This window comes from Streptomyces tendae, from assembly GCF_014650435.1.
GTDB lineage: Bacteria > Actinomycetota > Actinomycetes > Streptomycetales > Streptomycetaceae > Streptomyces > Streptomyces tendae.
Window position 1 is genome coordinate 148,590 of record NZ_BMUY01000011.1, and the last position, 21,130, is coordinate 169,719.

At 72.6% G+C, this 21,130-nt stretch carries 20 protein-coding genes; 6 read left to right on the forward strand and 14 right to left on the reverse strand.

All coding sequences use genetic code 11. The features are described 5' to 3' along the window. Positions 1–10: 10 nt before the first annotated feature. Complete coding sequence (locus tag IE258_RS27745; protein WP_189747842.1) at positions 11–1,654, reverse strand: ABC-F family ATP-binding cassette domain-containing protein; 1,644 nt, start codon at positions 1,652–1,654, stop codon at positions 11–13. 35 nt (positions 1,655–1,689) lie between these two features. Beyond that, a complete protein-coding gene (locus IE258_RS27750; protein ID WP_189747843.1) occupies positions 1,690–2,736 on the reverse strand; it encodes an oxidoreductase in 1,047 nt (348 codons plus the stop codon). A gap of 66 nt (positions 2,737–2,802) precedes the next feature. Between IE258_RS27750 and IE258_RS27755 the strand changes: the two genes are divergently transcribed. Then, positions 2,803–3,765, forward strand: a complete 963-nt coding sequence (locus tag IE258_RS27755) for an FAD-dependent oxidoreductase (protein WP_189747844.1) — start codon at positions 2,803–2,805, stop codon at positions 3,763–3,765. Between the two features lie 33 nt (positions 3,766–3,798). On the opposite strand, the gene IE258_RS27760 is transcribed toward IE258_RS27755, so the two are convergent. The 3 genes from IE258_RS27760 to IE258_RS27770 form a co-directional block, all read right to left on the reverse strand. Further along, positions 3,799–5,535, reverse strand: a complete 1,737-nt coding sequence (locus IE258_RS27760) for a BCCT family transporter (protein ID WP_189747845.1) — start codon at positions 5,533–5,535, stop codon at positions 3,799–3,801. 80 nt (positions 5,536–5,615) lie between these two features. After that, positions 5,616–6,914, reverse strand: a complete 1,299-nt coding sequence (locus IE258_RS27765) for a M14 family zinc carboxypeptidase (RefSeq protein ID WP_189747846.1) — start codon at positions 6,912–6,914, stop codon at positions 5,616–5,618. Continuing rightward, positions 6,911–7,171: a hypothetical protein gene (locus IE258_RS27770; protein ID WP_229892491.1), complete on the reverse strand. Its 261-nt coding sequence runs from the start codon at positions 7,169–7,171 to the stop codon at positions 6,911–6,913. The genes IE258_RS27765 and IE258_RS27770 overlap by 4 nt, the downstream gene beginning before the upstream one ends. Before the next feature lie 174 nt (positions 7,172–7,345). On the opposite strand from IE258_RS27770, the gene IE258_RS27775 reads away from it, so the two are divergent. Beyond that, positions 7,346–8,839, forward strand: a complete 1,494-nt coding sequence (locus IE258_RS27775) for a M1 family metallopeptidase (RefSeq protein WP_189747849.1) — start codon at positions 7,346–7,348, stop codon at positions 8,837–8,839. Between the two features lie 19 nt (positions 8,840–8,858). Here IE258_RS27775 and IE258_RS27780 read toward each other — a convergent pair whose 3' ends face one another. Together IE258_RS27780 and IE258_RS27785 are read right to left on the reverse strand one after the other, a co-directional pair. Beyond that, positions 8,859–9,344 carry a macro domain-containing protein gene (locus IE258_RS27780; RefSeq protein WP_189747850.1) on the reverse strand — a complete coding sequence of 162 codons (486 nt, stop codon included), beginning with the start codon at positions 9,342–9,344 and terminating at the stop codon, positions 8,859–8,861. A gap of 42 nt (positions 9,345–9,386) precedes the next feature. Further along, entirely contained in the window at positions 9,387–10,853 is a 1,467-nt protein-coding gene (locus tag IE258_RS27785) for an amino acid permease (RefSeq protein ID WP_189747852.1), read from the reverse strand. A gap of 231 nt (positions 10,854–11,084) precedes the next feature. Here IE258_RS27785 and IE258_RS27790 point away from each other — a divergent pair, with 231 nt between their 5' ends. Beyond that, positions 11,085–11,837 carry a MerR family transcriptional regulator gene (locus IE258_RS27790; protein WP_229892469.1) on the forward strand — a complete coding sequence of 251 codons (753 nt, stop codon included), beginning with the start codon at positions 11,085–11,087 and terminating at the stop codon, positions 11,835–11,837. Positions 11,838–11,846: 9 nt separating this feature from the next. On the opposite strand, the gene IE258_RS27795 is transcribed toward IE258_RS27790, so the two are convergent. From IE258_RS27795 to IE258_RS27805, 3 genes are all read right to left on the reverse strand, one after another. Next, a complete protein-coding gene (locus tag IE258_RS27795) occupies positions 11,847–14,027 on the reverse strand; it encodes a 3-hydroxyacyl-CoA dehydrogenase NAD-binding domain-containing protein (protein WP_189747856.1) in 2,181 nt (726 codons plus the stop codon). A gap of 69 nt (positions 14,028–14,096) precedes the next feature. After that, positions 14,097–15,311: an acetyl-CoA C-acetyltransferase gene (locus IE258_RS27800; RefSeq protein WP_189747858.1), complete on the reverse strand. Its 1,215-nt coding sequence runs from the start codon at positions 15,309–15,311 to the stop codon at positions 14,097–14,099. Positions 15,312–15,322: 11 nt separating this feature from the next. Next, a complete protein-coding gene (locus tag IE258_RS27805) occupies positions 15,323–16,510 on the reverse strand; it encodes a CaiB/BaiF CoA transferase family protein (RefSeq protein WP_189747860.1) in 1,188 nt (395 codons plus the stop codon). Positions 16,511–16,717: 207 nt separating this feature from the next. Here IE258_RS27805 and IE258_RS27810 point away from each other — a divergent pair, with 207 nt between their 5' ends. Further along, on the forward strand, positions 16,718–17,908 hold the full coding sequence (locus IE258_RS27810) for a saccharopine dehydrogenase family protein (RefSeq protein ID WP_189747862.1): 1,191 nt from the start codon (positions 16,718–16,720) through the stop codon (positions 17,906–17,908). Between the two features lie 55 nt (positions 17,909–17,963). Here the strand turns inward: IE258_RS27810 and mmpA are convergent, their stop codons facing one another. Beyond that, positions 17,964–18,110, reverse strand: coding sequence for a morphogenic membrane protein MmpA (gene mmpA, locus IE258_RS27815; protein ID WP_127896768.1), 147 nt, complete (start codon positions 18,108–18,110; stop codon positions 17,964–17,966). Between the two features lie 179 nt (positions 18,111–18,289). Here mmpA and IE258_RS27820 point away from each other — a divergent pair, with 179 nt between their 5' ends. Continuing rightward, a complete protein-coding gene (locus IE258_RS27820; protein ID WP_189747864.1) occupies positions 18,290–18,484 on the forward strand; it encodes a hypothetical protein in 195 nt (64 codons plus the stop codon). On the opposite strand, the gene IE258_RS27825 is transcribed toward IE258_RS27820, so the two are convergent. Then, a complete protein-coding gene (locus tag IE258_RS27825; protein ID WP_189747867.1) occupies positions 18,472–19,173 on the reverse strand; it encodes an endonuclease V in 702 nt (233 codons plus the stop codon). The genes IE258_RS27820 and IE258_RS27825 overlap by 13 nt on opposite strands. A 41-nt stretch (positions 19,174–19,214) precedes the next feature. Between IE258_RS27825 and IE258_RS27830 the strand changes: the two genes are divergently transcribed. Further along, positions 19,215–19,511, forward strand: a complete 297-nt coding sequence (locus IE258_RS27830) for a YciI family protein (RefSeq protein ID WP_189747868.1) — start codon at positions 19,215–19,217, stop codon at positions 19,509–19,511. A 10-nt stretch (positions 19,512–19,521) separates the two neighbouring features. On the opposite strand, the gene IE258_RS27835 is transcribed toward IE258_RS27830, so the two are convergent. Together IE258_RS27835 and IE258_RS27840 are read right to left on the reverse strand one after the other, a co-directional pair. Then, the gene (locus IE258_RS27835; protein ID WP_161380667.1) at positions 19,522–19,851 is read right to left on the reverse strand and encodes a plasmid stabilization protein; all 330 of its coding nucleotides are present in this window, start codon (positions 19,849–19,851) and stop codon (positions 19,522–19,524) included. Between the two features lie 73 nt (positions 19,852–19,924). Continuing rightward, on the reverse strand, positions 19,925–20,971 hold the full coding sequence (locus IE258_RS27840) for a WD40/YVTN/BNR-like repeat-containing protein (protein ID WP_189747870.1): 1,047 nt from the start codon (positions 20,969–20,971) through the stop codon (positions 19,925–19,927). Positions 20,972–21,130: the final 159 nt, after the last annotated feature.

Consider the following 21,130-nt stretch of genomic DNA (forward strand, 5'->3'; position numbering starts at 1 on the left):
CTGCCCGCAGCTACGTGCGTTCCACCACCTTGCCGTTTGTTACCTCCAGGCGGCGGGTCACGCTTACCGCCTTCAGCATGCGGCGGTCGTGGGTGATCAGGAGGAGGGTGCCCTCGTAGGCGTCCAGGGCCGATTCGAGCTGTTCGATGGCCGGGAGGTCGAGGTGGTTGGTCGGCTCGTCCAGGACCAGGAGGTTGACGCCCCGGCCCTGGAGGAGGGCCAGGGCGGCCCGGGTGCGTTCGCCGGGTGACAGGGTCGACGCCTGGCGCGTGACGTGGTCGGCCTTGAGGGCGAACTTGGCCAGCAGGGTGCGGATCTCCGCAGGTTCCAGGTCGGGGACGGCCGCGCGGAACGCGTCGAGCAGGATCTCGGGGCCGTGGAACAGCTTGCGGGCCTGGTCGACCTCGCCGAGCAGGACGCCCGAGCCGAGCGCCGCGTGCCCGGCGTCGAGCGGCACACGGCCCAGGAGGGCGCCGAGGAGCGTGGACTTGCCCGCGCCGTTGGCTCCCGTCACCGCCACCCGGTCCGCCCAGTCGATCTGGAGGGAGACCGGACCGAGCACGAAGTCGCCGCGCCGTACCTCGGCGTCGCGCAGGGTGGCCACGACCGCGCCCGAGCGGGGCGCCGAGGCGATCTCCATGCGCAGGTCCCACTCCTTGCGCGGTTCCTCGACGACGTCCAGGCGCTCGATCATGCGCTGGGTCTGGCGGGCCTTCGCGGCCTGCTTCTCGCTGGCCTCGCTGCGGAACTTGCGGCCGATCTTGTCGTTGTCGTTGCCCGCCTTGCGCCGGGCGTTCTTGACGCCCTTGTCCATCCAGGCGCGCTGCGTCTGGGCCCGGTCCTGGAGGGAGGCCCGTTTGTCGGCGTACTCCTCGTACTCGTCGCGGGCGTGCCGGCGGGCCACCTCGCGTTCTTCCAGGTACGCCTCGTAGCCGCCGCCGTAGAGGTTGATCTGCCGCTGGGCCAGGTCGAGCTCGAGGACCTTGGTGACGGTGCGGGTGAGGAACTCGCGGTCGTGGCTGACGACGACGGTGCCGGCGCGCAGGCCGGTCACGAAGCGTTCGAGGCGCTCCAGGCCGTCCAGGTCGAGGTCGTTGGTCGGCTCGTCGAGCAGGAAGACGTCGTAGCGGGAGAGGAGGAGGGAGGCGAGGCCGGCGCGGGCGGCCTGCCCTCCGGACAGGGACGTCATCGGCTGGTCCAGGTCGACGGTCAGGCCCAGCGCCTCGGCGGTCTCGTCCGCCCGGTCGTCGAGGTCGGCGCCGCCCAGGGCCAGCCAGCGCTCCAGGGCACTCGCGTAGGCGTCGTCGGCGCCGGGTGCGCCGTCGACCAGGGCCTGGGTGGCGTCGTCCATGGCGCGCTGGGCCTCGGTGACGCCGGTGCGGCGGGCCAGGAACTCCCGCACACTCTCGCCGGGGCGGCGCTCCGGCTCCTGCGGGAGGTGGCCGACAGCCGCGGTGGGCGGGGACAGGCGCAGCTCCCCCTCCTCCGGGGCGGTCAGCCCGGCGAGCATCCGCAGGAGGGTGGACTTCCCCGCGCCGTTGGCCCCGACGAGGCCGATGACGTCGCCGGGTGCGACGACGAGGTCGAGCCCGGTGAACAGGGAGCGGTCGCCGTGGCCGGCGGCGAGGTTCTTGGCGACGAGGGTGGCAGTCATCAGACCGTCGATCCTAGCGCCGCTCCCGCGGCCGCTCAGCCGGGTTCGACCGGCCCCGGTCCACCCCGCGTCACGGCCGTCACCAGCACGCTTCCCGGTGTCCGCGCCACCACGTACGCCTCCCCCTTCATCGCGCCCGCGTCCAGGGCGACGCGGTGGCCGCCCGGTTCGAGCACGCCGTCGAAGATCTCGTGGACGTGCGTGCGGTGGAGGCGGTCCAGGCGGTACGCGGTGAGGCGTACCCGGCAGGGCGAGGTGACCTCGACGTCCGCGGCGGCGGCGCTCGCCGTCAGGCGGGTCAGGCGGCGGCGTTCGGCCGGGCCGCGGTCCAGGGCGTGTTCGATCTGGGCGACGAGCACCGGGACGACCGGGGCCAGGCCGTCGACGTGGGCCACGTCCACGCCGGCGTCCGCGAAGGCCCGGCGTACGGACGCGCGCCGGGCCTCGGTGACCGTGCGGCCGAAGGCGACGGCGCCGTAGGTCCGCAGTTCGTCGGCCGGCACGTCGCGGGCGTCCTGGGTGATGTCGGCGCCGATGCCGATGGTGCGCAGCGCGGCGGCGAGCCGGGCGAGCAGGGCGACGCGGGCGCCGATGAGCAGGACCCGGCGGCGGGGGCGCGGGGCGCCGTCGAGAAGGGTGGCGAGGGCCTCGCGGTATGCGGCGCCGGGGAAGCGGTAGGGCCCGATGCCGTGGTAGCCGTTCAGCTCCAGGTCGGCGAGTTCCGAGGTCTGCCAGGCGAAGTCCCGCCAGACGAAGTCGTCGCCGTCCCGCAGGATCACGGCGGTCACCGCGCCGCAGGCCAGGTCGGCGCACTCGGGGCAGCCGTAGATGACGTACCTGCCGCCGGGCAGGGGCGCGTCGGCCTCCAGGAGCAGGCCGCGGACCTGTGCGGTGAAGATGGCGGGCGGTACGTCGGAGGCGAGCGGGGAGACCGCGTCCAGGTCACTGAGGCGGAACAGGAGGGGGCGTCCGTCGACGACGAAGTCCATGAAGTCGCGGTGGACCTGGAAGTCGCCGTCGGTGTGGACCTGGCCGGCGCGCGTCGCCGGGGCCAGACCGAAGGTCGCGTACTCGGCAGCCATGCGGTGAGTATTCCCGCGGCGGAGCCGCTTGGAGCACGGTGCGGGTCGTTCGGTTAACGTCCTGGTGTGGAAACCGAACTGGATGGCGAACGGGATGGCGAAGTCGTCGTGGTCGGCGGCGGGGTGATCGGACTGACGACGGCGGTCGTCCTCGCCGAGCGGGGCAGGCGGGTACGGGTGTGGACGCGGGAGCCCGCGGAGCGGACCACCTCGGTGGTCGCGGGCGGACTGTGGTGGCCGTACCGGATCGAGCCGGTCGCGCTGGCGCAGGCGTGGGCGCTGCGTTCCCTGGACGTCTACGAGGAGTTGGCGGCCCGGCCCGCGCAGACCGGCGTACGCATGCTCGAAGGGGTGCTCGGCGAGACCGGCCTGGACGAGGTGGACGGGTGGGCCGCGGCCCGGCTGCCGGGGCTGCGTGCGGCGAGTGCCGCCGAGTACGCCGGGACGGGGCTGTGGGCGCGGCTGCCGCTCATCGACATGTCGACTCATCTGCCGTGGCTGCGGGAGCGGCTGCTGGCCGCGGGCGGCACCGTGGAGGACCGTGCGGTGACCGACCTGGCCGACGCGGACGCGCCGGTGGTGGTCAACTGCACCGGCCTGGGCGCCCGGGACCTGGTGCCGGACCCGGCCGTGCGGCCGGTGCGCGGGCAACTGGTCGTCGTGGAGAACCCCGGCATCGACAACTGGCTGGTCTCGGCCGACGCGGACTCCGGGGAGACGACGTACTTCCTTCCGCAGCCGGGGCGGCTCCTGCTGGGCGGGACGGCCGAGGAGGACGCCTGGTCGACCGAGCCGGACCCGGCGGTCGCGGAGGCCATCGTGCGGCGGTGCGCGGCCCTGCGTCCCGAGATCGCCGGGGCGCCGGTGCTCGCCCACCTGGTGGGGCTGCGGCCGGCCCGGGACGCGGTCAGGCTGGAGCGCGGGACACTGCCGGACGGGCGGCTGCTGGTGCACAACTACGGTCACGGCGGCGCGGGCGTCACCGTGGCCTGGGGCTGCGCGCAGGAGGCGGCCCGGCTCGCCTCCTGACGCACGTGTTCCGGTCGGCCGGACCCTCGGGGGTCAGTCCTTGTGGTGCTTGCCGATCGGGTCGCCCTCCACGTCCGTGCCGGGACCGGGCCCGATCCGGATCTCGAACTCGCCCTCGTACTGCTTGTGACCCTCGATGACGGCCAGTTCGACGGCTTCGTTGGCCATCTCGCCGCGCACCATGAGCGGGTCGCGGCGCAGGTCGCGCATGAGTGCGACGCACATGAAGATCATCACGATGACGAACGGCGCCGCCGCGAGGATCGTGAGGTTCTGCAGGCCGGTGAGCGCGTCCGCCTCGCCGCTGCCGATCAGCAGCATGATGGCCGCGACGGCGCCCGTCACCACGCCCCAGACCACGACCACCCAGCGGCTGGGTTCGAGCGCGCCCTTCTGCGAGAGCGTGCCCATCACGATGGAGGCCGCGTCGGCGCCGGAGACGAAGAAGATGCCGACGAGGATCATCACCAGCAGGCTGGTCGCGGTGGCGATGGGGTACTCCTGGAGCACGCCGAAGAGCTGGCCCTCGGGGGTCGAGTCGTCGCCCAGCCGGTTCTGCTCCTGCAGCCGCATCGCCGAGCCGCCGAAGATGGCGAACCAGATCAGGCTGACCGTGCTGGGCACCAGGATGACGCCGCCGATGAACTGACGGATCGTCCGGCCGCGGCTGATGCGGGCGATGAACATGCCGACGAAGGGCGTCCAGGAGATCCACCACGCCCAGTAGAAGACGGTCCAGCTGCCCAGCCAGTCCGCGACCCCCTTGCCGCCGCTGATCTCGGTGCGGCCCGCCATCTGGGGCAGGTCGCCGAGGTAGGCGAAGACCGAGGTCGGCAGCAGGTCGAGGATGAGGATGGTCGGACCCGCGATGAACACGAACACGGCGAGCAGCAGCGCCAGCACCATGTTGGTGTTGGACAGCCACTGGATGCCCTTCTCCACACCGGAGATCGCGGAGGCCACGAACGCCACGGTCAGCACGGCGATGATGCCGACGAGGAGTCCGGTGCTGACCTTGTCCATCCAGTCGAGCTTCTCCATGCCGGAGCCGATCTGGAGCGCGCCGAGGCCGAGCGAGGCCGCGGAGCCGAAGATCGTCGCGATGATGGCCAGGACGTCGATGACCCGGCCGCCGGCGCCGTTGGCGTGCTTCTCGCCGATGAGCGGGGTGAACACCGCGCTTATGGTCTGCCTGCGGCGCCTGCGGAAGGTGCTGTAGGCGATGCCCAGGCCGACCACCGCGTAGATCGCCCACGGGTGGAGCGTCCAGTGGAACAGGGTGGTGGCCATGGCCGTGGCCATGCGGTCGCCGGAGTCGGCCGGGCTGGTGCCGGGCGGGGGCGTGGTGTAGTGCGCGAGCGGCTCGCTCACGCCGTAGAACATCAGGCCGATGCCCATGCCCGCGCTGAACATCATGGCGACCCAGGACACGGTCCGGAACTCGGGTTCCTCGCCCTCTGCCCCCAGGTGGATGCGGCCGTAGCGGCTGGCCGCGAGCCAGAGGGCGAAGACCACGAAGCCGGACGCGGCGAGCGTGAACGCCCAGCCGCCGTTGTGCAGGAGGCCACCGAGCATGCTGCTGGAGACGTCCTCCAGCGAGTCGGTGGCGGCGGCGCCCCAGATGACGAACGCCAGGGTCAGGACGGCCGTGACGCCGAAGACGACGCGGTCGGTCCGGGGCCGGTGCTCCTGCCCCGGCAGGCCCGCTTCCGAACCCGGCAGCGTGCCTCTTTCGTGCTCTTCCTTGTCGCTTGGTCGGTCCTGCGTCACAGGCGGCACCTTTCCAGTCGATCAGGCCGAAAATACTCCACCGCTACGCCCTTACCACGTAAGACGCGGAACTCACCTCCTCAGCAGCGAGTGTCCGGTTCGCCCGCGGTCACGTGGTATGTCGCGCGCTCGTCCAGGAGCAGCGGCACCAGGGCACGCTGTGACTGGCGCAGCGGTACGTAGGCGCCCTTCTCCCCGGCCGGGCGCACCTGTACACCGTGCAGGGCGAGTTCGTCCCCGACGTCCCGGTACTGGGCGGGGGTCAGCCGGTAGCCGCAGGGCGGGTCCCGGAGCACCTCGGAGTCCTCGGCCGGGTCGTTGTCCGCGCCGCCCAGGTAGACGGGTCCGGAATCGGCCAGGCCCGCCCGGCGGGCGGCGCCCGTGGCCGCCTCGACGCGTCCGCGCCGCTCGTCCGCGAAGCGGAACATGCCGTCGAGGGCGGCGAGCTGGGAGTCCACCCGGCGCCGGTGGTTGAGGGCCGGGTCCGCTCGCTCGGCGTCGGTGAGGGCGTCGACGCGGCTCTCGATGAGCAGGCCGGCCGCGTGTTTCACGCCGGACATGTTGCGCAGGATGCGTTCCTGGCCGTCGCCGGCGGTCTGTTTGACGGGGTCGCCGGTCTCCGGGTCGGTCCAGATGCCGTACGTGCCCGTCGAGTACCCGGCGTGCTCGGCGGCGGGGCGGACGTAGCCGCCGGACAGGGTGCGGGCCTCGTCGTGGACCGGCGCGGCGGTGTTGAGGTTGCGGGGCCAGAGGTCGAAGAGGTCCTTGTCGTAGTACGGGGGTGTGGCGCCGTACTCGTGCAGGTCGTAGATGACGTCGGGGCGCTCGTCGCGAACGACGGCGGCCAGGGCGCGGGCCTCGGCCGTCGCCAGGGCGAGGTGGTCACGGTTGACGTCGACGCCGTCGCCGTTGCCGCGGGTGTCGGCGGCCCGGCCGTCAGGGTTGGCGGTCGGCACCACCAGCACGGCGGTGCGGTCCAGGAAGCGCCGGGTCGTGCGGTCGGTGGCGTACGCGAGGTCCCGCACGGTGGTCAGGCATGCCTCCCGGCCGGAGGGTTCGTCGCCGTGCTGGCTGCACACGAGGAGCACCTTGTTGGCGGCGGAGGGCCTGCCGATGGTCACGAGTTGGAGGGGACGGTTCTGCTTCGTGGTGCCGATGCGGTCGAGGGTGACGCGGTCGCTCGCCCGGTCGGCGGCGGACAGGAGGGCCTGTTCCTCCGGCTGGGTGGTCCAGCGGGCGCCGTGGGTGCGCTCGAAGCCGGTGCGGGGCGGGTGGGGTGCGGCGCCGTCGGCGTGGGCGGGTGCGGCGAGGAGGGACGGGACCAGGAGGGACGCGGCAAGGGCCGCGGTGGTCGCGGTGAGGGTGCGCAGGCGGTTCATCGGCCTCCCTTCGGGACACGGTGCGTGGGGTGCGGCGCGGGTGCCGGAGCGGCGGTTTCCGTACCGGCGGTGGCCCTGGTCTCGGCGGTGCCGCCGACGAACGGTACGCGGGCCGGCGTGCGGGGGCGGTCCAGGGTGGGTGTCGGCGTGTCGGCACGAGGGCCGACGGGGCCCTGGCCGACGCGCACGGCGGACGACTGGGCCGGGGCCGCCGTCGCGAGCGGTCTCTTGAGAGTGAGGCGCATGCGTATCGGCATGCGCGGACGGTACATCGGTCCACCCCCGCGCATAAGAGGGCCGGGAGTGACCCATGACGGCCGGATGGCGATCGTGTGACAGGGGTGGCCGTGGACATGACGGTGCGCACAGGGGCTGAATAGGCTCCGAACAGATTCCGAACGGATCTCGTGCCCCTACGACTTGGAGCTTTCGTGCACCGCAGAATCATCGTGCCGGGCGCACTGGGCGCCGCCTCCCTCATGCTGGCGATCCCGGCGTCGGCGGCGGCCCACTCCCCCGGCGCTCCGGGCATCGGCGACCCCTACTACCCGGCCTACGGCAACGGCGGATACGACGTCTCGCACTACGACCTGCGCCTGAAGTACCAGCCGGCCACCGACCGGCTGGAGGGGACGGCGACGATCCTGGCCCGCACCACCGCGGACCTGTCGCGGTTCAACCTCGACTTCCTGCTGGACGTCGGCGAGGTGCGGGTGAACGGCGCCAAGGCATCGTTCACGACGTCGGGCGAGCAGGAGCTGGAGATCACCCCGAGGAAGCCGCTGGACAAGGGCACACCCCTCACCGTCGTCGTCCGCTACAGCGGCGTGCCGTCCTCGAAGCAGGCGTTCGGCTTCACCAGCTGGCACCGCACCCCGGACGGAGGCATCGCCGCGAACGAGCCCGAGGCCGCGGCCTGGTGGTTCCCCAGCAACGACCACCCGCTGGACAAGGCCACCTACGACGTGTCGGTGCAGGTACCGGACGGCACCCAGGCGATCTCCAACGGCACGCTCCAGTCGACGAGTTCGCGGCTCGGCTGGACGCGCTGGAACTGGCGCTCGGACCAGCCGCAGGCCACGTACCTCGCCACGCTGGCGGTGGGGAAGTTCGACCTCACCACCGGCACCACGGAGGGCGGCATCCCGGTCGTCAACGCCTACAGCAGGGACCTGGGCGCGAACGACGGCGCGGCGCGGGCCAGCGTGGAGCGGACCGGGGAGGTCGCGGACTGGCTGAGCGAGTACTTCGGGCCGTATCCGTTCAACGCGCTCGGCGGCTACGTGCCGAACACCACCACCGGGTACGCGCTGGAGACGCAGACCCGGCCGTTCTACAGCCCGCGGCAGTTCGCGAACGGGTCGAACGTGTCCGTCGTCGTGCACGAGCTGGCCCACCAGTGGTACGGCGACCTGGTCTCGGTGCGCGGCTGGAAGGACATCTGGATCAACGAGGGCTTCGCTCGGTACGCCCAGTGGCTGTGGTCCGAGCACGAGGGCGAGGGCACGGCGCAGGAACTGGCCGACTACACGTACGCCTCGCACCCGGCCGACGACGCGTTCTGGACGGTGAAGCCCGGTGACCCGGGCCCGGAGAACCAGTTCGACGGCGCCGTCTACGACCGGGGCGCGCTGGCCGTCCAGGTGCTGCGCAACGAGATCGGGGACGACGCCTTCTTCACCGTGCTGAAGGGCTGGCCCGCGAAGTACGCCCACGGCAACGCGTCCGTCGCGGACTTCCAGCGGTACGCCGAGGAGGTGTCGGGCAAGCCGCTGGCGGCGCTGTTCGACACGTGGCTGTTCCAGCCGTCGAAGCCGGACGCCCCGGCGGAGGGTGCCCGGTCCCTCTCGAAGGCCCCCGCGGTGCCCGTGCAGCCCCGTTCCTGGCAGAAGATCGCCGCGACGAACGACGTGCACGAGCACTGAGCCGCAGGCCGGACTGGCCCTAGGCGGCGTCCCCGTGGTCGTAGACGGTCACGGGGATGCCGCGCCGGGCGAGGCGGTCGGATATGAGCGGCTCCACGCGCGACCACTTGCCGCCGGCCAGGCCGCAGCCTATGCGGGGCATGTGCACGGACGCCTCCAGCTCGGCCGCCCGGTCGGCGACGCGGCCGAGCGCGGTGCCGATGGCCTCGTAGCGCACGGGGACGCCCTTGCTGCCGGTCCTCATGCCGTGCTGACCGATCATGTTGGCCACCCACACGTACGGCTCGACCTGGACGAACTGGACGGCGCCGAGACCGAAGTCGTTGGACGCGCGGTCGCGGTGCCAGGCACGGTACGCCGCCTCCGGCTGGGGCCAGCGGCGGGAGACGGCCAGGACGAAGCCCTTGCCCCAGCCGCCGAGGTCGTTGCACACGTGGGCGATCATCTTGACGCCCTTGACCGACGGCGCGGTGGCGTCACCCCGGACATAGCTGATCTCCGACATGACGCCACCGTACGGGCCACCACTGACAGTGGTCCCGGGTCGCTACTCCTTCGGCGTCGGCAGCTCCTGCCCGGCCTGGTGGGCGACCCGGCGCCGGACGCCGAACCAGCCGGCCACCAGCATCACCGCGATCACGGGCACCAGGAGCACGGTCTTGCGGCCGACCTCCTCGTCGTTCCACATCAGGCCGATGACCGCCAGCAGGAAGGCGATCGTGACGATCTCCGTGACGGGGCTGCCGGGCAGCCGGAAGCCCGGCCGTTCGACCAGGCCCGCACGCGCCCGGCGGACGAACACCAGGTGGCAGATCATGATGATCACCCACGTGCTGATGATGCCCAGGGAGGCGACGTTCAGCACGATCTCGAATGCCTTGCTCGGCACCAGGTAGTTCAGTCCGACACCGAGGACGCAGACCGCGCAGGTCAGCAGGATGCCGCCGTAGGGGACCTGGCTGCGGCTCATCACGCCGGTGAACCTGGGCGCGGAGCCGGCCATCGCCATGGAGCGCAGGATGCGGCCGGTGGAGTACAGGCCGGAGTTGAGCGACGACATCGCGGCGGTGAGGACGACGAGGTTCATCACGTCACCGGCGGCCGGCACACCGATCCCCGACAGCACCGTGACGAAGGGGCTCTCGTCGCCCGAGTAGAGCGAGCTCGGCAGCAGCAGGGCCAGGAGCACGACCGAGCCGACGTAGAACAGGGCCACCCGCCACATGATCGAGTTCACCGCACGGGGAACGATCCTGTGCGGCTCGGCGGTCTCGCCTGCGGCGACGCCGACCAGCTCCAGGGCCGCGTAGGAGAAGATCACGCCCTGCATGACGAGGACCACGGGCATCACACCGTGCGGGAGGATGCCGCCGTGGTCGGTGATCATGCCCACGCCCGGGGTCTGCCCGCTCACCTCGTGCTGGGTGGCGAGCAGGAAGATGCCGATCAGCATGAAGCCGACGAGGGTGGCGACCTTGACGATCGCGAACCAGAACTCCATCTCGCCGAAGATCTTCACCGAGATCAGGTTCACGGCCAGGACCACCGCGAGGGCGATCAGCGCGAGCACCCATTGGGGAATGCTCGTGAACATGCTCCAGTAGTGCGTGTACAGCGCGATCGCGGTGATGTCGGCGATCCCGGTCGTCGACCAGTTCAGGAAGTACATCCAGCCGGCGACGTAGGCGCCCTTCTCACCGAGGAACTCGCGCGCGTACGACACGAAGGATCCGGAGGAGGGCCGGTAGAGCACCAGCTCACCGAGTGCCTTGACGACGAAGAAGGCGAAGACGCCGGCGACGAGGTAGGCGATCGCGAGCGCCGGTCCGGCGTCGCGCAGCCGCCCGCCGGCGCCGAGGAAGAGGCCGGTGCCGATCGCGCCGCCGATGGCGATCATGTTGACGTGGCGGGCCTTGAGGTCCTTGCTGTAGCCGGCGTCGCCCGCGTCCGCGGGTCGTTCGGCCGCCTGTGGGTGGGCGGCGGCCTGTGCCGTGGCGACGGCGTCCTTGCTCACGGGTGGTTCCACTCTCTGGTGCGCCCGGGCGGGATGTGCCCAGGTCGTCCGTACAGTGACAAGGCCCGCACCACCCTCGCGGCACAGACCAAGACGGCACCTTCCCACGACGCTGCGTGCGCATGCGGTGGCTTATGTCACACAGCGTGACTTCTCACAAGATCCGCCGCCGGTCTCCACCCGGTGCACAAGAGGTGTCACAGCATTGGTGGGACAGCGATACTGCTGTACATGACGACGCGCGACACCGAGGCAGCCGACACCGAGGCAGCCGACACCGAGGCAGCCGACGCCGGGGGGCGGACCCTCACGATCGACGAGCTGGCCGCGCGGGCCGGCGTCACGGTGCGCACGGTCCGCTTCTACGGCACCAAGGGGCTGCTGCCCCCGCCCGTGATCGGCCCGCGCCGGGTGGGACGCTACGACGGGGAGCACCTGGCGCGACTGGCGCTGATCGAGGAGTTGCAGCACCAGGGCATGACGCTGGCCGCCATCGAGCGGTATCTCAAGCGGCTGCCGGACGACCTGAGCCCCCACGACCTGGCGCTCCACCGCGCGGTCGTGGCCTCCTGGGCCCCGGAGACGGTGGAGCGGGTCACCCGCGAGGAACTGGGCAGGCGGGCTGGGCGGCCGCTCACCGACGAGGAGGTGGACCGGCTGCGGACGATGGACGTCGTGGTGCCCGACGGCGACGCCTACCGGGTGGACGTCGGGCTGCTCCGGCTCGGCGTCGAGCTGCTCGACGTGCCCTTCTCCCCCGAGACGCTCCTCGCCGCACGCACCGCCCTCCTGGAGCACTCCCGCGCCGCCGCGCGCGACCTGTCGCGGCTGCTGCGCGACGCCGTCGCCGAACGGGAGGCGCCGGAGGTGCGGTCGCTGTCCGCCCACATGCACCCGCTGGTGGTGCAGGCGCTGCTGACCACGTTCCAGCGGTCGCTGCGCGAGGAGCTGCGGGAGTGGCTCGACAAGGAGGCCGGTGAATGATCCGGCGGCTCAGCGGCCGTCCGTGAAGACCTCCCCGTTGTCCGCCTTCTCCACCAGCAGGGCGGGCGGGGTGAAGCGGTCGCCGTAGCGGTCGGCCAGCTCGCGGGCGCGGGCGACGAAGCCCGGCAGGCCGCCCTCGTAGCCGTTGACGTACTGCAGGACGCCGCCGGTCCAGCCCGGGAAGCCGATGCCGAAGATCGAACCGATGTTGGCGTCGGCGACGGACGTCAGCACGCCCTCCTCCAGGAGCCGGACGGTGTCCAGCGCCTCCGCGAAGAGCATCCGCTCCTGCATGTCGGCGAACGGGATCTCGTACCCGGGCTTGGTGAAGTGCTCGCGCAGCCCCGGCCACAGCCCGGCGCGTCTGCCGTCCTCGCCGTACTCGTAGAACCCGGCGCCTCCGGCGCGTCCCGGGCGGCCGAACTCGTCGACCATGCGGTCGATGAGCGCCTCGGCGGGATGCGCGGTCCAGGTGCCGCCCGCCTCCTCCACGGCCCGCTTCGTCTCCTCGCGGATCTTCCGCGGCAGGGTCAGCGTCAGCTCGTCCATCAGGGACAGCACCTTGGCCGGGTAGCCGGCCTGGGCCGCCGCCTGCTCCACCGAGGCGGGCTCGATGCCCTCGCCGACCATCGCGACACCCTCGTTGATGAAGTGGCCGATGACCCTGGAGGTGAAGAAGCCCCGCGAGTCGTTGACCACGATCGGCGTCTTGCTGATCTGCCGGACCAGGTCGAACGCGCGGGCCAGCGCCTCGTCCCCGGTCCGCTCTCCCTTGATGATCTCCACCAGCGGCATCTTGTCCACGGGAGAGAAGAAGTGCAGCCCGATGAAGTCGCCCTGGCGCTCGACACCCTCGGCCAGCGCCGTGATGGGCAGCGTGGAGGTGTTGGAGCACAGCAGGGCGTCGGGGGCGACGACGTGCTCGATCTCCTGGAACACCTTGTGCTTGAGCGAGGTGTCCTCGAACACCGCCTCGATCACCGCGTCACAGCCCGCGAGGTCGGCCGCCTCGGCCGTGGGCGTGATCCGGGCGAGGAGCGCGTCGGCCTTCTCCCGGCTGGTACGGCCCTTCGCGACGGCCTTCGCGCACAGCTTCTCGGAGTACGACTTGCCCTTGACCGCCGACTCCAGCGAGACGTCCTTGAGCACGACCTCGATGCCCGCGCGGGCGCACGAGTAGGCGATGCCCGCGCCCATCATCCCCGCGCCCAGCACGGCGACCTTGGTGACCTTCCCCGGCTCTACGCCCTTCGGGCGGTTCGCACCCGAGTTGACCGCCTGGAGATCGAAGAAGAACGCCTGGATCATGTTCTTCGAGGTCTGGCCGGCGGCCAGTTCGACGAAGTAGCGGGCCTCGATGACCTGGGCGGTCTCGAAGTCGACCTGGGAGCCCTCGACCGCGGCGGCCATGATGTTGCGCGGCGCCGGGTAGGGGGCGCCGTTCGTCTGCTTGCGCAGGTTGGCGGGGAAGGCGGGCAGGTTGGCCGCGAACTTCGGGTGGGACGGGGTGCCGCCGGGGATTCGGTAGCCGGGCCGGTCCCAGGGCTGGGCGGACTCCGGGTGGGCGTCGATGAAGGCGCGGGCCTTGGCGAGCATGTCCTCGCGGCTGTCGGCGACCTCGTCGACCAGGCCGTTCTCCTGGGCGCGTCGGGGGTTGTACTGGGTGCCCTGGAGGAGGACCTTCAGCAGGGCGTCGGTGATGCCGAGCATCCGGACGGTGCGGACGACGCCGCCGCCTCCGGGGAGCAGGCCGAGGGTGACCTCGGGGCAGCCGATCTTGGAGCCGGGGGCGTCCAGGGCGACGCGGTGGTGGCAGGCCAGCGCGATCTCGTAACCGCCGCCCAGCGCCGCGCCGTTCATGGCGGCGACGACGGGCTTGCCGAGGGTCTCGATGCGGCGGAGGTTGCGCTTGATGGCCATGCCGCCGTCGAAGAGGTCCTGGGCCGTCTCGGGGGTGACGCGGATGAGGTCGCGCAGGTCGCCGCCGGCGAAGAAGGTCTTCTTGGCGGAGGTGACGATGACGCCGCGGATGGAGTCCTTCTCGGCCTCCAGGCGGTCGGTGACCGCCGCCAGTGAGTCGCGGAACGCCTGGTTCATGGTGTTCGCGGACTGGTCGGGGTCGTCGAGGACGAGGGTGACGACACCGGTGTCGTCCTGCTCCCAGCGGATGGTGGTGGGCTCGGTGCTCATGAGGTGTGCTCCAGGTGGTCCGTCGTGGCCGTGGCGGCCGTGGCAGCCGTCGTATCCGTCGGGAGGGGGTCAGATGCGCTCGACGATGGTGGCGATGCCCATGCCGCCGCCCACGCACAGGGTGGCCAGGCCGTAGCGCTTGTCCTGGCGTTCCAGTTCGTCGACGAGGGTGCCGAGGATCATCGCGCCGGTGGCGCCGAGCGGGTGACCGAGCGCGATCGCGCCGCCGTTGACGTTGACCTTGTCCAGCGACAGGCCCATATCCTTCGCGAACCGCAGGACCACCGCGGCGAACGCCTCGTTGATCTCGACCAGGTCGATGTCGTCGATGGTCAGCCCGGCCTTGGCGAGGGCCTTGCGGGTGGCCGGTGCGGGGCCGGTGAGCATGATGGTGGGCTCGGAGCCGGAGACGGCGGCGGAGACGATCCGGGCGCGCGGCCGCAGGCCGTGGCGGTCGCCGACCTCCCGCGAGCCGATGGCGACCAGGGAGGCGCCGTCGACGATGCCGGAGGAGTTGCCCGCGTGGTGGACGTGGTCGATCTTCTCCACCCAGTGGTACTTCTGCAGCGCGACCGCGTCGAAACCGCCCAGCTCGCCGATGTCCGCGAAGGACGGCTTGAGCTTCCCGAGGGAGTCGGCGGTGGTGCCGGGCCGCGGGTGCTCGTCGTGGTCGAGGACGGTGAGACCGGCGCGGTCCTTCACCGGCACGACGGACCGCTCGAAACGGCCCTCCTTCCAGGCGGTGGCCGCACGCTCCTGGGACAGCGCCGCGTACTCGTCCACGTCGCGGCGCGAGAAGCCCTCGATGGTGGCGATCAGGTCGGCGCCGATGCCCTGCGGGACGAAGTTGGTGGCGAGGTTCGTCATCGGGTCGTTGAACCAGGCACCGCCGTCCGAGGCCATGGGGACGCGGGACATGGACTCGACGCCGCCGGCGAGGACCAGGTCCTCCCAGCCCGAACGGACCTTGGCGGCGGCCATGTTGACGGCCTCCAGACCCGAGGCACAGAAGCGGTTCTCCTGCACGCCGGCCACCGTGTCCGGCAAGCCGGCCGCGATCGCCGCGATACGCGCGATGTCCGAGCCCTGGTCGCCGACCGGACCGACGACGCCGAGCACGACGTCGTCCACGGCCGCCGGGTCCAGGCCGGGGAAACGGGCGCGGATCTCGTGGATGAGGCCGACGACCAGGTCGACGGGCTTCGTGCCGTGCAGGGCGCCGTTCGCCTTGCCGCGTCCGCGCGGAGTGCGGATCGCGTCGTACACGTACGCTTCGGTGCTCACTGGCAGGCCTTTCACTGAGGGTTGTGCACTGCGGGATCGGGGCGGGAGGCCGGGGACGGTGCCCAGTCGGGGGCCAGCCCCCAGTCGCGGACGACGGCCTCGGTGTCGGCGCCGGGCAGGGCGGGCCCGGTGCGGACGGCGGTGGGGGTGGCGGAGAAGCGGGGCGCGGGGGCCGGCTGGGTGATGCCGCCGTGCTCGGTGAAGGTGGCGCGGGCGGCCAGGTGCGGGTGGTGCGGGGCCTCGCGCAGCGACAGGACGGGGGCCGTACAGGCGTCGGAGTCGGCGAAGACGGCCGTCCACTCGTCGCGGGTACCGGACTTGAAACGGGCGGCGACGGCCGCGCGCAGCTCGGGCCAGCGGGCGATGTCGTCGCGGGCCGGTGCCAGGTCGGGCAGGCCCAGGAGCCGCATGAACTCGGCGTAGAACTGCGGTTCGAGCGCACCGACCGCCATGTACCGGCCGTCGGCGGTCTCGTAGGTGCCGTAGAAGGGGCAGCCGCCGTCCAGGAGGTTGGCGCCGCGCCGGTCCTGCCAGCCGCCGGCGGACAGCATGCCGTGGATCATCGCGGAGAGGTGGGCGGTGCCGTCGACGATGGCGGCGTCCACCACCTGCCCGGCGCCGTTCTCGCGCGCGTGGTGCAGGGCGGCGAGGATGCCGACGACCAGGTAGAGGGAGCCGCCCGCGTAGTCGCCGAGGAGGTTGGCGGGGACGGCCGGGGGCTCGTCGGGGCCGCCGATCATGCCGAGGGTGCCGGTGAGCGCGATGTACCCGATGTCGTGTCCGGCGCGCTGCGCGAGCGGGCCCTCCTGGCCCCAGCCGGTCATCCGGCCGTAGACGAGGCGCGGGTTGCGGGCGTGGCAGTCCCCGGGGCCCACGCCGAGCCGCTCCGCGACGCCGGGGCGGTAGCCCTCGATCAGGACGTCGGCGCGTTCGGCGAGGTCGAGGACGCGGGCCGGGCCGTCCGGTGCTTTGAGGTCGACGACGACGGAGCGCTTGTTGCGGTTGGTGACGTCGTGGGCGGGGTCGATGCCGAGGCCGGGCCCGCCGGGGCGGTCGACGCGCACGACGTCGGCGCCCAGGTCGGCCAGGAGCATGGCGGCGAAGGGTCCGGGTCCGATGCCGGCCAGCTCGATCACGCGCACACCGGCGAGCGGGCCGTCGGTGCACGGCGTCCGCGTCGGCGTCTTCGCTTCCGACATCCAGCCCCCAGCTCTGTGACACAACCGATGTAACACCAGCGATGCTAAGAACGTGTTCCACTGGGCACAAGACCCGGGCGAGCAAGCGCTTAGCCAATTATGGTGCAGGCTCCTCTCCGGGTCGCGCGATCCTCACGCTAGCCTCAGCCACCGGCAACGGCGCGTGCTGCGGACCCAGGGGTTGCCGACGGGTGACGAAGGGATGTCATGAGCAGGCTGAAAGCGGCCGACCGGCCGTACGACATCGTGCTGTTCGGGGCGACGGGGTTCGTCGGCGAACTGACGGCGGAGTACCTCGCCGCGCACGCACCGGACGGCCTGCGCTGGGCGGTCGCCGGCCGCGACCGGGAGAAGCTGCGCCGCCTGCGCGACCGGCTGACCGCTGCGGCGGACACCGCGGCCGACGTCGGCGTGCTGCTCGCGGACGCGTCCGATCCGGCCTCGCTGCGCGGTCTCGCCGAGCAGGCGCGCGTGCTGGCCACGACGGTCGGCCCCTACGTCCGGTACGGCGACGCGCTGGTCGCCGCCTGCGCCGACGCCGGCACGGACTACCTCGACCTCACCGGGGAGCCCGAGTTCGTGGACCTGGCGTACGTCCGCCACGACGCCCGCGCGCGGGAGACCGGCGCCCGCCTGGTGCACGCCTGCGGCTTCGACTCCGTCCCGCACGACCTCGGCGTGTACTTCACCGTGCGGCAGCTGCCGGAGGGCGTGCCGCTGAGGGTGGACGGCTTCGTGCGGGTCGGCGCCACGTTCTCCGGCGGTACGTTCGCCTCCGCCCTGGGCCAGTTCGCGCGCGGGCGTGCGCTGCGGGCGGCCGCGCTGGAACGCCGGCGGCACGAGCCCCGGCTGGTGGGCCGCCGCGTGGTGACCCCGACCGGGGCGCCGCGGTTCGCCGGGGAAGTGGGGGCGTGGGCGCTGCCGCTGCCGACGGTGGACGCGCAGATCGTGCGCCGCTCGGCGAAGGCCCTGGACCGCTACGGCCCGGACTTCCGCTACCGCCACTACGCGGCCGTACGGCGGCTGCCCGTCGCGGTGGGCGGGGTGGCGGCCGTGGGCGCGCTGCTGGCGGCGGCCCAGGTGCCGGCCGCGCGGCGCTGGCTGTCCGGTCGGCTCGCGCCGGGTGAGGGACCGAGCGCCGAGCGGCGGGCGAAGAGCTGGTTCTCGGTCCGCTTCGTGGGCGAGGGCGCCGGCCGCACGGTGTTCACCGAGGTCGCGGGCGGCGACCCCGGGTACGACGAGACCGCCAAGATGTTCGCCGAGGCGGCGCTGTGCCTCGCCCTCGACGCCCTGCCGCCGACGGCCGGGCAGGTCACCACGGCCGTGGCGATGGGGGACGCGCTGACCGAGCGGCTGCGGGCGGCGGGCATTTGCTTCCGGGTGGCCGCGAGCCGCTGAGGGGCTGCTCCGGGAGGTGTCCGGCTGCCCGGGAGGCGTCCGGCGGGTCCGGGGCCTACCCGGACCACCCGGCGATGGTGTAGATCATCCCGCCGATCCAGGCCAGCCCCGCGCCCACGGCCAGCACCAGCCCGGCGACCACAGCCCGCTCGACGGGCCGGCCGGGCTGGGCCGAGTACTTGGGTGCGCGGTGTGTCGTCATGCCGTCCACCCTGCCGGGACCGCGGCGGTGGCACATCCGTACGGATACTCAGATCCGCCTGAGCGCCCGGACCGGCATATTTGAGACTTTCCCGGCTACTTCACGGCGCCCTTCGGGACACGACCGGGCATCATGCGCGGCGAAGTGCCAAAAAGGACTTCAATGAAACCCTTGAAGGCATGAAGTTCCTTCTCGAAGTCACCATGGACGAAGGCGCCCTCGCCGAGGACCCGGCGGGCGAACTGCAGCGGATCCTGCGGTACTGGGGCGGCAACCTGAAGCACTACGCACTGCGGCCCGGCGACGGCTCGGCGATCTACGACTCGGCGTACCGGGAGGTGGGCCGCTGGAGCGTCGAGGATCAGGTCGGGTAGGCGGCGTTCCGCAGGGCCGCGCGGCACAGGGCGTCGGCCCTGCGGGTGGTCTCCGGCAGCCGGTAGGCGGGCGTCAGGGCGAGGGTGTGGGCGCAGGCGTTGCCGAGGTCCACCCGGTGCCCGACGGAGACGAAGACCGGCTTCACGGCGTCACGGGTGCGCACCGCCCGCCCGACCTCCTCGGCGCCGGCGAGCAGCGGCGACGTACTGCCGCGCCCGGTGTCAGGGGCGTCGTACGTGAAGGCGAACGGGTTCTTGGCCACGCCGATCGTGGGCAGGCCGGTGAGGACGCCCAGGTGGCTGGCGAGGCCGAAGCGGCGCGGGTGGGCCAGGCCGTACCCGTCGCACACGACCAGGCCGGGCGGGCAGGGCAGCGCGTCCAGGGCGGCGAGCACGGTCGGGATCTCCCGGAAGGCGAGCAGGCCGGGCACGTAGGGGAAGGAGATCCGCCCGACGGCCGTGGCCTCGGCGACGACGGCGAGGGTCTCGGCGTCCAGCACGACGGCCGCCGCCGCGACGACGTCGTGTTCGTCGTCGTAGGCGACGTCCACGCCGGTCACCCGGCCGGTGCCGGGCGGCGGACCGGGCTCGTCGAGCACGACGCGTGCGCGCAGTTCGTCCTGGACGGCGCGGGCCCGCTCCTCGGTCGCGGGCCAGTCGGCGGGGGTCTGCACGGTCACGGTCGTCATCGTGGCCGCAAGCCTACGGCAGCCCGGGTAGGCTCGCGATCATGTTCGTACTGGAGCTGTCCTACACCGCCCCGCTCGACGCCGTCGACGCCCTGCTCGAGGACCACGTGGCCTGGCTCGACGGACTGTACGAGCAGGGCGTCTTCCTGGCGTCCGGGCGCAAGGAGCCCCGCGACGGCGGGGTGATCCTCGCCGTCGCGGGGGACCGTGCGCGGATCGAGGAGATCACCGCGGGCGACCCGTTCGTCAGGGCCGGGGTGTGCGAGTACCGCGTGACCGAGTTCGTCGCCACGAAGACGGCGCCCGCGCTGGAGCGCTACCGGGAGACGCTCCGCTGAGGACCGCGGCTCACTTGCCGAGCGCCTGGCGCAGCTCGCCCTTGTTCATGCTCGAACGGCCGTGGACGTCCCGGCGCTTGGCCTCCTGGTACAGCTGGTCGTAGGTGGGCCCCTGGGGTCCCTGCCGGTTCCCGGAGCGCTGGCCGCCGCGCTTGCTCGGCGACTTGTCCTGCGTCGAGGTACGGCTGGCGGTCCTGGACTCGCCGGACTGCGCGCGCTCCTTGTTCACCGTCCGCGCCGCGATCTCCTTGGCGCGGCCGGTGCTCTCGCCGCGGTCCTTCGCGCTCTTCTTGATGTGCTCGTACTGCCGCTCCCGCTTGGAGCTGGAACCGCTCGGCATGTCCGCTCACTTCCTCTCGCGTTCCAGCGAACGGTTACCCACGTTACGGACAATCACCCCGGGCCGCCCGGCGTCAGCGCTCCAGCCGGGCGATCCGGCCCTGCTCGCCCGCGGCCCAACAGGTCAGGTCCGGGGTGCAGTCCACGGTGTCGTAGGACCCGGTGTCGACGGTGCGCCAGGTGTGGCCGCCGTCCGTGGTGAGGTCGGTGCCGGTGGGGCCGACGGCGAGGGCGGCGGAGCGGCTGTGCGGGAGCCAGACGACGCCGGAGCGGTAGGCGGCCGGGGGCCGGTCGGCGGGGCGCCAGGTGCGGCCGGCGTCGGCGGTCCGGGCGGCGGCCCGCGGCGATGCCTGCCCGGGGCGGTAGTCGCCGCCGACGGCGAGGCCGCGGGCGCGGTCGCGGAAGGCGAGGGCGAAGACACCGCGGGCGGGGTCGCCGGCCGGGACGGGGGCGTCGGTGGCCGTCCAGGTGAGCCCGCGGTCGGCGGAGTGCAGCACGCGCGCGCGTGCGGCCCCGCCGGTGGCCAGCCACACGTCCCTGGGCCCGGCGGAGACCAGGCACTGGCCGCTCGCCGCGAACCCGGCCTCGCCGTCCTGCGCGGGCGGCATGCCCGCGTCGGGCAGCACCTTCCAGGAGCGGCCGCCGTCGCTGGTCGACAGGATGCGGAACTTCCCGTCCACCGGGTCGCTCATGGCGAGGCCGTGACGGCGGTCGAAGAAGGTGAGGCAGTCGTAGAAGGCCCGCGCGTCGGTGTTGCGGAAGGACTCGGTCCAGGTCGCCCCGCCGTCGTCGGTGCGGTAGACCCGGGACGCCTCGCCCTCGCCGATGGCCAGGACCACGGCCCGGCGGGCGTCGAATGCCTCGATGTCCCGGAACTCCAGCGCACCGGCGCCGGGCGGGGAGACGGCGCGCCAGGTGTCGCCGCCGTCGGTGGTCCGCAGGACGGTGCCCCCGGTGCCGGCCGCCCAGGCGGTGTGCCGGCTGACGGCGGCGAGCCCCCGGAACCGGACGTCCTGGACCCCGGTGTCCTTCACGTCCCACTGCGGCCGCTGGTGCGCCTGGGCGGGTACGGCGGTCAGCGCGGCCAGCGCCGCCCCGCAGACCGCCCCCGCGAGCGCCACCCGCCCCGTGCGCCTGCCGCCGGCTCGAACGGACCGTACCGTGCGTCGCGTGCTTCCCAAGCGCCTCATGGCGGGCGAAGCTAGCCCACGGCCCGCGCCCCGTCCAGAGGGCCGCGACCGCTCGCGCGCGTGGTGCGGGCGTGCCGCAAGTGCCCTGCG